Annotated in this window: 14 protein-coding genes; 4 read left to right on the plus strand and 10 right to left on the minus strand. The window is 75.6% G+C overall.

The annotated features are described in order from the left end of the window. Positions 1-1,050: a glycosyltransferase gene (locus tag BJ983_RS28630; protein ID WP_179796925.1), complete on the plus strand. Its 1,050-nt coding sequence runs from the start codon at positions 1-3 to the stop codon at positions 1,048-1,050. Between the two features lie 16 nt (positions 1,051-1,066). After that, entirely contained in the window at positions 1,067-1,750 is a 684-nt protein-coding gene (locus BJ983_RS28635) for an SDR family NAD(P)-dependent oxidoreductase (protein WP_179796926.1), read from the plus strand. Here the strand turns inward: BJ983_RS28635 and BJ983_RS28640 are convergent. Both BJ983_RS28640 and BJ983_RS28645 read right to left on the minus strand, forming a co-directional pair. After that, a complete protein-coding gene (locus BJ983_RS28640; protein WP_179796927.1) occupies positions 1,735-2,358 on the minus strand; it encodes a response regulator in 624 nt (207 codons plus the stop codon). The two genes, BJ983_RS28635 and BJ983_RS28640, sit on opposite strands and share 16 nt — an antisense overlap. After that, positions 2,355-3,689, minus strand: coding sequence for an ATP-binding protein (locus BJ983_RS28645; RefSeq protein WP_179796928.1), 1,335 nt, complete (start codon positions 3,687-3,689; stop codon positions 2,355-2,357). The genes BJ983_RS28640 and BJ983_RS28645 overlap by 4 nt, the downstream gene beginning before the upstream one ends. A gap of 95 nt (positions 3,690-3,784) precedes the next feature. Between BJ983_RS28645 and BJ983_RS28650 the strand changes: the two genes are divergently transcribed. After that, positions 3,785-4,510 carry an SDR family NAD(P)-dependent oxidoreductase gene (locus BJ983_RS28650; RefSeq protein ID WP_179796929.1) on the plus strand — a complete coding sequence of 242 codons (726 nt, stop codon included), beginning with the start codon at positions 3,785-3,787 and terminating at the stop codon, positions 4,508-4,510. Here BJ983_RS28650 and BJ983_RS28655 read toward each other — a convergent pair. The 6 genes from BJ983_RS28655 to BJ983_RS28680 form a co-directional block, all read right to left on the minus strand. Then, positions 4,501-5,073 carry a DUF305 domain-containing protein gene (locus BJ983_RS28655; RefSeq protein ID WP_179796930.1) on the minus strand — a complete coding sequence of 191 codons (573 nt, stop codon included), beginning with the start codon at positions 5,071-5,073 and terminating at the stop codon, positions 4,501-4,503. The two genes, BJ983_RS28650 and BJ983_RS28655, sit on opposite strands and share 10 nt — an antisense overlap. Positions 5,074-5,121: 48 nt before the next feature. Continuing rightward, complete coding sequence (locus BJ983_RS28660) at positions 5,122-5,529, minus strand: DUF6153 family protein (protein WP_179796931.1); 408 nt, start codon at positions 5,527-5,529, stop codon at positions 5,122-5,124. Positions 5,530-5,767: 238 nt separating this feature from the next. After that, on the minus strand, positions 5,768-7,225 hold the full coding sequence (locus BJ983_RS28665; RefSeq protein ID WP_179796932.1) for a methyltransferase domain-containing protein: 1,458 nt from the start codon (positions 7,223-7,225) through the stop codon (positions 5,768-5,770). A 45-nt stretch (positions 7,226-7,270) separates the two neighbouring features. After that, positions 7,271-7,747, minus strand: a complete 477-nt coding sequence (locus BJ983_RS28670; RefSeq protein WP_179796933.1) for a hypothetical protein — start codon at positions 7,745-7,747, stop codon at positions 7,271-7,273. 100 nt (positions 7,748-7,847) lie between these two features. Then, entirely contained in the window at positions 7,848-8,159 is a 312-nt protein-coding gene (locus tag BJ983_RS28675) for a hypothetical protein (RefSeq protein ID WP_179796934.1), read from the minus strand. Between the two features lie 41 nt (positions 8,160-8,200). Further along, the gene (locus tag BJ983_RS28680) at positions 8,201-8,905 is read right to left on the minus strand and encodes an RraA family protein (RefSeq protein ID WP_179796935.1); all 705 of its coding nucleotides are present in this window, start codon (positions 8,903-8,905) and stop codon (positions 8,201-8,203) included. A gap of 202 nt (positions 8,906-9,107) precedes the next feature. On the opposite strand from BJ983_RS28680, the gene BJ983_RS28685 reads away from it, so the two are divergent. Beyond that, complete coding sequence (locus BJ983_RS28685) at positions 9,108-9,545, plus strand: ATP-binding protein (protein WP_179796936.1); 438 nt, start codon at positions 9,108-9,110, stop codon at positions 9,543-9,545. Positions 9,546-9,577: 32 nt separating this feature from the next. Here the strand turns inward: BJ983_RS28685 and BJ983_RS28690 are convergent, their stop codons facing one another. Further along, on the minus strand, positions 9,578-10,381 hold the full coding sequence (locus BJ983_RS28690) for an enoyl-CoA hydratase-related protein (RefSeq protein ID WP_179796937.1): 804 nt from the start codon (positions 10,379-10,381) through the stop codon (positions 9,578-9,580). Between the two features lie 41 nt (positions 10,382-10,422). Further along, a complete protein-coding gene (locus BJ983_RS28695; protein ID WP_343054399.1) occupies positions 10,423-12,033 on the minus strand; it encodes an adenylate/guanylate cyclase domain-containing protein in 1,611 nt (536 codons plus the stop codon). Positions 12,034-12,048 lie beyond the last annotated feature (15 nt).

A 12,048-nucleotide genomic window follows, 5' to 3' on the forward strand; every position in this document is an offset into this window, starting at 1 on the left:
GTGGAGCTGCCGGAACAGTCGGACGTCGAGGCGCACGCCGCGGCGAACGCGCGCGGCGAGATCCCGGACCGCACGCCCTACGGGCTGCACCACCTGGCCGACGCCGGGGACGTCGAGCTGGAGTTCCGTCGGCCGCTGACCGGCCGGGCCGCGTGGGTGGCCCGGAAGGTCCGCAACCGGCTCGACGGCTACGAGCCGGTGGCGGAACTGCTCGGGATGCGGTCCCGACGACGGGCCGACGCGATCTTCTGCATGGACGAGCGCACCGGATTCCCGGCGGTCGCCCTGCCAGGCGGGCCGCCGGTGGTCTCCGGGCTGGTCTGGGTGCAGGGGCCGGAGACGTACTCGCGGGCCGCGCGACCCGTCGTCGGAACCCTCCTGCGGCGCTTCGCGGGGATCGTGACCCTCGGGCCCGGGATGTACACCGACCTCGTCGACGGTTGGGGGCTCGACCCCGCGCGCGTGCACCCGTGCCGGCTCGGGATCGACACGGAATTCTTCGGCGTGCGGCCGTGGTCGGAGGCGACGCCGCTCGTCGCGGGGGTGGGCGACGACGAGGCCCGCGACCACCCGCTGCTCGTCGAGGCCGTCTCCCGCCTGGCGTCCCGACGGCGGGTGCGGCTGGAGATCGGCACGACGATGGCCGGGGTCGAGATCCCCGAGGCGCTCGGCGTCGTGCACCGTCGTCGGATGGAGGGCGCGGTGCGGGCGATGTACGGACGGGCGACGGTCGTCGCGCTGGCACTCCGGCCGACGACGCGGGGGAGCGGGTCGACGGTCGTGCTCGAGGCGGCGGCCAGCGGACGGCCCGTCGTCGCGACCCGGACCGCGGCGATGGAGGCCCTCGTCGACCCGTCGCGGGGGATCCTCGTCGAGCCCGACGATCCGGACGCCCTCGCCGACGCGATCGGCGCGCTGCTCGACGACCCGGAGCGGGCCAGGGCGATGGGGGAGGCGGCCCGCGCGTGGGTCACGGAGCTCCACAGCAGCGCGCAGATGGCTTCGGACATCCGTGACGTCGTGCGCAAGGTGGTTGCGGACCACCGGTGACGGGTCACCCGCTCGGGTGACACCTTCCGCGCTCGTCACCGGCGCCTCGTCCGGGATCGGAGCAGCGTTCGCGCGCGCGCTCGCCGCCCGCGGCCACCCGCTGGTGCTGGTCGCCCGCTCCGAGGACGCGCTGGACTCCCTGGCAGCGGAGCTGGACGTTCCGGTGCGGGTCGTGGTCGCCGACCTCACGACCACCGAGGGACTGGACCGGGTGGAGGCGGAACTCGGCGGGGTCGACCTGCTGGTGAACAACGCCGGCGCCGCGACCTACGGCGAGCTGGGGGACCAGACCCACGACGACCTCGACGACGCGGTCCTGCTCAACGTCCTCGCCCCGACGCGCCTGACGGCGGCCGCGCTGCGCGAGATGGCGCCCGGCAGTGGGATCATCAACGTCTCCTCGACCGCGGCCGGCCGCGACGATCCGGCGACGGGCGCCTACGCCGCGGGCAAGGCCTACCTGGAGACCCTGTCGCGGGCGGCCCGCCACGAGGGCGAGCAGCACGAGATCCGGGTGACCGTGGTGCGCCCGGGCCGGACCTCCACCGCGTTCCACGAGCGCTCGGGGGAGGAGTCCGCCCACCTGCCGGCGTGGCGGTGGCAGTCCGCCGAGCGGGTGGCCGAGGCGGCGCTGGACGCGCTGGAGCGCGGCGACGACGAGGTCACCGTGGCGCCCGGGGACGGTCACGAGCGCAGGTGACGCTCCGTCCAGAGCGCGGCCTGCGTGCGGTCGGTGACGCCGAGCCGCTGGTAGATGTGCGTCAGGTGGTTCTTCACGGTGCGCTCGGTGATCGCGAGCCGGCGGGCGATCTGCTTGTTGCCCAGCCCGTCGGCCACCAGCAGGAGCACCTCGGACTCGCGGTCGGTGAGGTCCACGGTGCGCGGCGGGGGAGCGGAGCGCGCGCTGAGCAGGACCCGGGCCGCGCGGCCGTCGAGCGGGGCCTCGCCGCGGGCGACCTGGCGCAGGCCCTCGAGGATCGTCTCCGGCTCGGCGTGCTTGAGCAGGTAGCCGTCGGCACCGGCGTCGAGGGCCGCGAGCACGTGGCGCTGGTCGGCGAACGAGGTGAGCACGAGGACACGGACGTCGGGAGCCGCCGCCCGGATGCGCCCGGTCGCGGTCGCCCCGTCGGTGCCGGGCATGGACAGGTCCATGAGGACGACGTCGGGTCGCAGCGTCCCGGCGCGCTCGACGGCCTCGTCCCCGTCGCGGGCCTCTCCGACGACCTCGAGGTCCGACACGGTGGAGATCAGGGCGACGAGTCCCTGCCGGACGACGGCGTGGTCGTCCACGACGAGGACGCGGGTCACGACCGCGGCACCTCGACCCCGACCGTGGTGCCCGACCCCGGCACGGAGCGGACGTCGACGGTGCCCCCGGCGTCGTCGACCAGGTCGGCCAGCGCCCGCAGCCCGAGGTGGCCGTCGGCCGCGTGGGCCGCGGCGTCCGCCGGGTCGAACCCGCGCCCGTCGTCCGCGACCGAGAGCCGCCACCGGACGGGGTCGGCGGCCAGCGTGATCGCGGCGGTGGTCGCCCCGGCGTGCGTGACGACGTTGCGGACCGCCTCCTGCGCCGCCCGGTAGAGCAGGGCCGCCTCGGCCGGCCCGACCGCGTCGACGGCCTCCAGCCTCGTCGTCACCGCGACCCCCCGTCGGCGCAGGCCGCCCGCGAGGTCCTCCAGGGCCGGCCCGAGGCCCTCCTGGGCGAGGTTGGGCGGGTAGATGTCGACGAGCAGCGTGCGCAGCGACCCGATGCTCTCCCGCAGCCGCGTCGCCGACTCGGAGACCACGGCCGGGTCGGAGCCGCCCCGCAGCCGGCTCGCGTCCAAGCCGTACGTGATCCCGGTGAGTTCCTGGACCACGCCGTCGTGGAGGTCCTGGGCGATCCGGCGGCGCTCGGCGGTCGACGCCTCGACGGCGTGGCGGAGCAACCGCTCCCGCTGGCGTTCCCGGCGCTGCAGCTTGCGGGCCAGCGTGACGGCGAGCGGCACCTGCACCAGTTCCAGCAGCAGCAGGGCCCCGACGGAGAGCGGGGCGAACGAGCGCCAGGCGTCCCAGCCCGCCTCGACCACCGCGTCGTAGCGGAAGTAGGCCTCGTAGAGCAGCGGCGTGCCACCCGGCGTCCGGATCGCGTGGTAGACCTCGAGCACGCGCCCGGCGCCGGAGCCGTCCTCGGCGACGCCGGCCGAGGCGTCGTCCCCGTCGAGGACGCGCAGCTCGTCGGGATCGAGCCGGTGGCGGTCGCCGATCTCCTCGCGGTGGTCGCTGTAGAGGATCCTCCCGTCGCGGTCCCAGACGAGGACGCGGATCAGCGAGTCGCCGAGCACGGCCCGGGTGACCGCGTCGTCGACCCGCTCGATCGCCTCCGGGTCCGCGTCGAGCAGCGCGTCGGACAGCCGTGGCTCCACCACGCCGTGCGCGGTGACCGACGCGAGCTGCGTGACCCGGTCGATCGCCGCGTCCGTCGCCTGCGCCCGGGCCACGAGGGCGATCGCGACGGCGAGCCCGAGCGTCACGAGCAGGCCGGCGACGGTGAACCCGGCCACGAGCCGCGGTGCGGTCGCCCGGAACCACCGACGGCGCGCGGGGGGCGGCGGTGGCGGGGACGAGGGGGCGGGCGCCGCGTCCACCTCTCCGATCACGACGGCGAGACTACGCAGCTCACGGGTGCGGACCGGGGGTACCGGGACCATCGTCCACTGGTCCGGGGTCCGGTCCGGGCACCAGATTGGTGATCATGACGATCACTCCGCTCCCCGTGGCGCCGCCCGTCGTGCGCGCCGTCGGCCCGGTCGGCCCGGCGGCACTGGTCACCGGGGCGTCCTCGGGGATCGGAGCCGCGTTCGCGCGGGAGCTCGCCGCGCGGGACCGGCCGCTGGTGCTCGTCGCGCGCTCGCGGGGAGCGCTGCACCGGCTGGCGGCGACACTGCCGGTGCCGGTGCGGGTGGTCGTCGCCGACCTCACGCGGCCCGAGGACCTGGCGCGGGTGGAGGCGGTCCTCCCCGACGTCGGGCTGCTGGTCAACAACGCGGGAGCCACCACCTTCGGTGGGCTCGGCGGGCAGTCGCCGGCCGAGCTCGAGGCGTCGGTACTGCTCAACGTCCTCGCCCCGACCCGGCTGACCGCGGCCGCGCTGCGCTCGATGGCGCCGGGCAGCGGGATCATCAACGTCTCCTCGACCGCGGCGGGCCGGGACGACCCGGCGCTCGCCACCTACGCGGCGGGCAAGGCCTACCTGGAGTCGTTCTCCCGGGCGGCCCGTCGGGAGGCGCACGAGCGGGGGATCGGGGTGACCGTGGTGCGGCCCGGGCGGACCCGGACCGCGTTCCACGAGCGGGCTGGCGAGGACTCCGGGCACCTCCCGGCGTCGCGCTGGCAGACCGCGGCGGCCGTCGTGCACGCCGCCCTCGCCGCGTACGACCGCGGCGAGGACGAGGTGACGGTCGCGCCGGGTCAGCCCTGAAGCAGGCCCCGCATCTCGGCGATCTCCGCCTGCTGCGCGGCGATGATCGCTTGCGCGAGCCGGCGCGCCTGCGGGTTCGTCCCCTGCGCCAGCTCGGTCTGCGCCATCTGGACCGCCCCGGTGTGGTGGGCGATCATCATCGTCAGGAACGCCCGGTCGAACGTGGGCCCGGACGCGCCGACGAGGTCCGCCATCTCCTGCGGGCCCATCATCCCGGGCATCCCGCTCATGGCCATCGGCTGGTCACCCGCGGGCACGGGCGCGCCCCAGGCGGTGAGCATCGCGGTCATCTGCTCGATCTCGGGGCCCTGCTCGTCCTCGATCCGGGCCGCGAGGGCCTTCACCCGGGGCGCGGCGGCGCGCGTGTCGGCGAGCCGCGACATGGCGACCGCCTGCTGGTGGTGCGGGATCATGTCGGTCGCGAAGGCCACGTCGGCCGGCCCGTGGGCGGCGTCGACACCGATCGCGGGAGCGGCGGCGGGGGTCGGGGGCGTACTCGTGCAGGCGCCGAGCAGGACGAGGGCGACGACCGTCAACAGGCCGCCGACAGTGCGGGAACGCATGGGAACTCCTCCGGAACAGGGGTGGGACGCGGTGGTGGGCGTCCCGGCCTAGAGCCGGAGGATCTGGAGGGCGGCGAGCCGCCGCGGGACGGGGACCGGTGCGGGCCCGGCGAACCGTGGGGTCGGCCCGCGGGCGGGGCCCGGGGTGCGGGTCGGAGCGACCAGGAGCACGAGCAGCGTGGCGGCGGCGAGGGTCGCAAGCGCCACGAGCACGGCGACGCAGAGGTGCTCGAGCATCGAGGTGTGGCCGGAGGGCATCTCGTGCCCGGCCTGGCCGTGGTCCTGCACCGCGACCACGCTCGACCCGTGGTGGACGACGGGCGCGACGAGCTGGTGCATCCCGACGAGCCCAGCGAGCAGGGCCAGCACCAGCAGGGCTCGCGCCCATCCCGGCGTGCCGCGCTGCTCGACCACGGTCCCGACGATACCGGTGATCTTGTGCGCCGAGGTGTACACCAGCCATCCCGGGCGCCCGGTGGACCTGCCTCGCGTGCATCTCGCGAACGCCCACGCGCTGGGCCGTTTCCGAGGTGTACACCAGGCATGCGGGGCGGGCCGTGGACCTGCCCCACGTGAATCTCGCGGTCGGTCGGCCGGCCAGGCCGCGCGACCCGTCGTCCGGAACGAGCGAAAGGCCCCTTCGGTCGAGTAGATCGACCGAAGGGGCCCCTCGCCCAGGACCGGGGCGGACGACTCAGCGTCGGAGCAGACCCCGCGCGAGCCCCCCGACCACCGACGGCCCGCTCCCACCGGGCGGCCGGCAGTAGCGCTCCGGCATGCCCAGCAGCACGAAGCTGCGCAGCAGCTCCGCCGTGCGCGCGGTCGGGCGGCCGGCCAGGAGGGCCGCGCAGGTGTCGGCGTCGACCCGCTCACCGGCCGAGGTGTAGCTCCGCATGGCGGCGTTCTCGAACGCGTACCAGGTGGAGGGGAACCGGAAGGCGAGCTCGGCCCCGTCGTCGTGCCGGGTCAGCGCGAAGACCGGGTTGAGGGTCGGCCGGCCCGCGGCGTGCGGGGGCGTGGTGAAGGCGCCGTGGTCGGCGAACACCCGCTCGTCGGTGGAGGTGACGAGCATCAGCCACTTCGCGCCGTCCAGCTCCGCGGGGTGTCGCGGCGACGCCAGCTGCGGCCCGTACCCGGCGAGGTAGTCGGCCAGCAGCTCGTCCTCGCAGGTCAGCCGCCACGGGGCGCCGCGCAGCAGCCGGACGTACCCGGCCGGGTCGCGCTCGAGCGGCCCGTCGGTGGGGGCGAGGCGGGCGTTGCCGAGCCGGTCCAGCAGCACCGTGTCCGCCACCGCGACCCGCCGTAGCTCGTCGAGCGAGCCCTGCTGCGCGTCGAAGTAGTGGAAGGCGTCCGAGCACACCGACGCGGCGAACGCGTCGTCGTCGAACGGCAGCGCGTCCACGCGGTCGGCGCACACGAAGCCCTGCGTCGGCGCGACGTAGCGCCGCCCGACCCACAGCTGCAGGAAGTTCCGGTCCACCCCCACCACCGGACGCGGGTCCGGGCGGTGCGCGAGGTGGTGCGCCACGTGCCCGAAACCGCAGGCCAGGTCGAGGACCGGGCGCGACCCGGCGTCGGGAACGGCATGCAGCAGCGACGTCGTCGCGAGGAAGCGCGGCTGCCCGAACCGGGCGAGGAAGTAGGGCAGCAGCTCGGCGTCGATGCGGTCGCTGGAGCGCGCGTAGGCGAGCTCCATCCAGTCCTGCGCGGTGAGCCGGTCGAGGTCGGAGAGCATCGCGCGGACCTCCGCGCGGCGGGCGGCGAGCGCGACCCGCGGCCACGGCCCCCGCGTGAACGGCAGGCGCACCCCGGGCCGCGACGACGGCGCGGGCGGCGGGAACGCGAGGAGCGCGACCAGCGCGTCGAGCGGACGGTCGGCGGCGAGCAGGGCGACGAGCTCGTCCGCGGTCGGGCCGGCGACCTCGCAGCGACCGGTGAGGTGGTCCTGCGAGTCGATGCGGCCCCGGCGCAGGACGGGGATGTCGTCGATCTGCGGGTAGGTGGAGCACGTGCAGCGCAGCAGCCCGAAGGTCCCGCCCGGCAGGGGCTGGGTGGGGGTCGGGGTGAGGGTCGGGCGGTCACCGCAGTCGGGGCAGCGCAGCGCCGCCACGGCGGGGGTGCGCACGGTGGGCAGGGCAGGGGAGAGCGTCACGGGACCTCGCGCGGGGAGTCGACGGGGAGCGGGCGCGGAACGGGATCAGGCGCGCGGGGGTCCGCGCCGCGGCAGGCAGCGCGCGAGATCGACCCCGGCGAGCCCGACGGCGGGTGCGGCCGCCGGGACCGGACGGCTCGGCCCGTCGGGCACGAGGGTGGTCAGCAGGCGGACCAGCGGCGGCAGGGACACGGCCGCGAGCAGGGGTTCGCTGAGGGCGACCGTGACGACGAGGAGGGTCGTCGCGAGCTGCAGCGCCACGTGCGACGTACCGCCGGCGGGCGGGGTCAGCGCGGTGACGGCGAGCGCGGCGGGCTGGGCGAGCACCGCGAGGTTCAGCAGCGCGAACGGCCCGGGCGACCGGTGGGGGAGCGTGAGGCGCGCGATCCCGACGACGGCCGCGGCCAGCGCGACCCCCAGCACGTGGGCGCCGGCGGCGTGGGCGACGACGTCGAACGCCACCGCGGTGATCAGCACCACGACGGCGCTGAATCCCCTCGGTGTCATTCCTGCCCCGGCCATGGCGGCGAACCGTAGCAGCGGGATCCGGGCACTTCCGGGGGGTCCGGTGCCCGCGGACGACGCGCCGAGGGCCGGGTGACGGGCCCTGCGGCGCGCCGCGTCAGGGGCCGGTCAGACCCAGCCGTCCGTCGGGATCCGAGGTCGGGTTCGGCTCCGGCTCGAGGACCGTGCCCGCCTCGCCGATGACCGACGCGTCGCCCTCCACCGACCAGGTGCGTCCGTCCGCCTCGACCTCGGCGCCCTCGGCGGGAGCCGGCTGATCGAGCCGGCCCGCGTACCGGAACTCGTCGTCCTCGAGGAGCCAGGCGTCGTCGGGGCGACCGACGGGTGCGCCCGCGGTCGGGCCGCCCTCGGGGCGGTACTGCACGTCGGCGCGGGGGCGCGTGGCGTCGTCGGGGGCCGGGCGGACCATGGGTTTCTCCCTCTCGCGTGCTCGCGGGAGGAATGCCCTCCTCAGGGCAGGTGTACGCCGACCGCCTCGCGCCGGGCGCGGATCACGTCGTCGATCCCCGTGGCCTCTGCGAGGCCCGCGCCCTGCTCCATCGCGTCGAGCCAGACGCGCTCCCGGTCCTCCACGGCCTGCGTGAGCCGGACGACCTCCTCGACGTGCTCGCGGGGCACGACGACGAGCCCGCTCGCGTCGCCGCGGACGACGTCACCGGGACGCACCGCGACCCCGCCGAGGACGACGTCGACGTTGATCGCGCCCGGCCCCTCGTTGGACGCCGTCGTCGGGTAGACCCCGCGGGCGAAGACCGGGAGTCCGATCCCGTCGATGCCGTCGGCGTCGCGGATGACCCCGTCGATCGCGATGCCCACCGCGCCGATCCGCGCGAGCGCGCCGCTCATGATGTCGCCGAGGACCGCCGCGTCCGTGCGGCCGCCGCCGTCGACGACGAGCACGTCGCCCGCCCGGGCGAGGTCCGGAGCCTTCAGCAGGAAGAGGATGTCGCCGGGCTTGGTCCACACCGTGAGTGCCGGGCCGCAGAAGTCGCGGCCGCCCGCCTGGCGCACGATCCCGGGCCCGACCACCGACACCGGTCCGCCGCAGTCGGCGATCTGCGTGGTGGGGAACGCCGCGAGGGCGGCGACGGCGGCCGGGTCGGGCCGGTGGTCGTCGTCGTTGATCGTCCACTGCTGCGGGTGCGCCTTGCTCACGACGACGGAGCCTTCCGCACCCGGGGGCGACGCGCAGCCCGCCGTCCGGAAGAGCCCGGTGGTCGTGCGTCGCGGGCCGTCGATCGCACGGCGTCGGGGCGCGGGGAATGGAGGGACGGTGCGCCGGGCTACCCGGTCCCCGAACGATGTCTGCATCGATCGCGTCCAGTCACGGCGGGTCGGGCCACCGGGAGGACCGAGCATGGACGCCGTCGAGTTCGAGCGCGTCGAGTACAGCGCCGACGTGGGCCAGGGCCCGCGCATCCGGGACGACCTGCGGCAGTGGCTGCGCTCCTCGGCGGTGCCGGGCGGCGTCGCCGACGGCATGGTGCTGGCGGCGAGCGAGGCGATCGACAACGTCGTCGTGCACGCCTACGACGACGATCACCGCCGCGACGGTGTCGCCCGGATCGACCTCACCGTGATGCTCGACGACGGCGAGGTGCTGGTGACCGTCGCGGACGGCGGGCGCTGGCGGGAGCCGACGAGCCCCGACCTCGAGCACGACGTGGTCGGGAAGCCCGCGCTGCACGGGCGCGGGATCACGCTGATGACCTCGCAGGTCGACGAGGTCGCCATCAAGCACGGCCTGCGCGGGACCACGGTGCTGCTGCGCTCGAGGTGGGCTCCGCCCTCGTGAGTACTCATCCGTGCTGGAGCACGGATTACTGCTCACAGGGGCTCGGCCCACCTCGGCGGACGCTTTTCCGCGAAGGCCCGTAGCCCCTCCGCGCGCTCCGCACCGTCCACGATCGCGGCGACCGCCGTGTCGGTGTCGGCCCACCCGCGGGCGTCGGTCTCGAGCACGGCGGAGTCGACGGCGGCGAGCGTGGCGGCGACCGCGGCGGGGGAGCGTTCGGCGATCCGGTGCGCCACGGCCAGCGCCGCGTCCTCGGCGCCGCCCGGCTCGGTCAGGTCGGTGACCAGGCCCAGCTCGTAGGCCCGGCCCGCGTCGATCGGGTCGCCGGTGAGCAGCAGCCGCTTCGCGACGGCGGGAGTGAGGGCCCGCGGGGTGCGGAACAGGGCGCCGCAGTTCGCGACCAGGCCGAGCCCCACCTCCGGCAACCCGAAGCGGGCTGCGGTGGAGGCGACCACCAGGTCGCATGCGAGCGCGAGCTCGAACCCGCCGCCGAACGCGATGCCCTCGACCGCGGCGATCAACGGGGTGCGGCGCCGGCGGGCGACCACGCCGTAGTTCCCACCCCGAGGGGTCGGCGCCCCGGGCCCGACCGCCACGTCGGTGCCGGCGCAGAACGCCCTGGCGCCGCCGAGCAGCACCCCGCAGCGCAGGGCGGGGTCGTCGTCGAGGCGGTTCAGCGCGTCGTCGAGCCCGCGGGTCATCGCGGCGTCGATCGCGTTGTGCTTCTCCGGCCGCGTCATCCGGATCATGAGCACATGGACGTCAAGCTCCGTCCGCACCCGGGCGGCGACCTCCTCGGCGGTCGGCTCGGGTCGGTCGGGCCAGGGGTAGGTCACGCCGTGACCCTAGAGCTGCCGGCGGCGCCGCGAGGTTCACCTCAGGCAGGCGCGGCGGCCTCGGACTCTGCCTGACGTACACCTCGCGCCGCGGCCGCGTCGACCGGAGCGAGGAGTTCGGTCTCGGTCGTGCGGCCGCGCAGGGTGCGGGAGCCGATGGAGGTCCAGCGCGACGCCTCGTCCCCGGCCCGGGCGACGGCGGCTCCGGACCCGACGACGCCGCCCTCGACGTCCTTGGCCAGGTCGCACAGGCGGGCGGCCTCGTTCACCGGGTCGCCGATCACGGTGTACTCGTAGCGGCGGCGGTCGCCGATGTTCCCGGCCACCGCCTCCCCGGCCGACACCCCGATCCCCGCACCCAATTCAGCCGAGCCGGAGAACACCTCCTCGGCCAACCGGACCGCCATCACCCGCCCCGCCGCCAACGCACACCCCGCCGCGTCTGCCATGTCGGTCGGGGCGCCGAACACCGCCAGCGCGGCGTCGCCCTCGAACTTGTTGATCCACCCGCCGTGGTGCTCGACCACGTCGATCACGACGGCGAAGAACTCGTTGAGCAGCTCCACGACCTCGGTCGGTGGGCGGGTCGCGGCCAGTGTGGTGGACCCGACGAGGTCGACGAACAGCACGGCGACCTCGCGGACCTCCCCGCCGAGCTCGACGTCGTTCTCCAGCGCGTGGCGGGCGACGTCCTCGCCGACCTGGCGGCCGAAGAGGTCCCGGACCCGTTCCCGGTCGCGCAGTCCGGAGACCATGGTGTTGAACCCGGCCTGGAGCAGTCCGAGTTCGGTGGTGTCGAAGACCGGGACGTCGACGTCGTACTCGCCGCGTTCGACCTTCTTCAGTGCCCGGCGCACCGCGAGCACCGGCGCGGCGGTCGACAACGCGGTCAGGGTGATCACCGCCCCGCCCAGGACCAGTGCGACCCCGCCGAGCACCACCACCACGATCGCCAACCGCGTCACGTCGTACGTCCCGAACGCCAGCGCCGCGACCGCCGCCAGCACCACCCCGAGCAGGGGCACCGCCGTGCCGAACAGCCAACCGCCCAGCGTGCGCATGAGCACCCCCGGGAGCACCCGTCCCGACGGCGGACGTGCGCTCAGCACCCGCCGGGCGGCCGGCCGCAGCACGGTCTCCACGAGCCGGTAGGTGATCGACACCGTCGCGAGCCCGCCGAGCAGCACCGTCGCCAGGACCTGGAGCGCGATCCGCCAGGAGTCGAGCACGTTGAGCAGCAGGAACACCACGGACGCGACGCCCCACAGGGTGGTCTGCACCGCGGCGAGCCGGACCGGCCCGCCGAGCACGACCCGCCGGAACCGCCGCTCCCACCCGCGCCGCTGCCGCTCGTCGGCCCCGTCGCGCAGCGGCCGGACCCGCATCAGCAGGTGTCCCCACCCGGCGCCGACACCGACCGCGAGCAGCACGTAGCCGGCGAAGACGATCAGGTTGCGCAGGAGCAGCGACGGGGTGTCGACGAGATCGCGCGGCAGGATCCACGCGGCCAGGACCAGCACGATCCCCGCGCCGATCACGTTGGGCAGCACCACCACGAGCAGCAGCAGTGCCCGGGTCCCGGCGCTCAGCCCCCGGTCGCCGGCGCGGGCCTCGATGGGCGGGCCGGACCGGCGGGAACGACGACGGGCCACACGACCTCCTAGCGG

This window comes from Actinomycetospora corticicola (genome assembly GCF_013409505.1).
Classification (GTDB): domain Bacteria; phylum Actinomycetota; class Actinomycetes; order Mycobacteriales; family Pseudonocardiaceae; genus Actinomycetospora; species Actinomycetospora corticicola.

What these genes read in the sequence shown, in the direction of transcription:
- BJ983_RS28675 (WP_179796934.1), bottom strand. Translation starts at nt 8,159, where the DNA reads ATGGTCCGCCCGGCCCCCGACGACGCCACGCGCCCCCGCGCCGACGTG.
- BJ983_RS28685 (WP_179796936.1), top strand. Translation starts at nt 9,108, where the DNA reads ATGGACGCCGTCGAGTTCGAGCGCGTCGAGTACAGCGCCGACGTGGGC.
- BJ983_RS28650 (WP_179796929.1), top strand. Translation starts at nt 3,785, where the DNA reads ATGACGATCACTCCGCTCCCCGTGGCGCCGCCCGTCGTGCGCGCCGTC.
- BJ983_RS28670 (WP_179796933.1), bottom strand. Translation starts at nt 7,747, where the DNA reads ATGGCCGGGGCAGGAATGACACCGAGGGGATTCAGCGCCGTCGTGGTG.
- BJ983_RS28655 (WP_179796930.1), bottom strand. Translation starts at nt 5,073, where the DNA reads ATGCGTTCCCGCACTGTCGGCGGCCTGTTGACGGTCGTCGCCCTCGTC.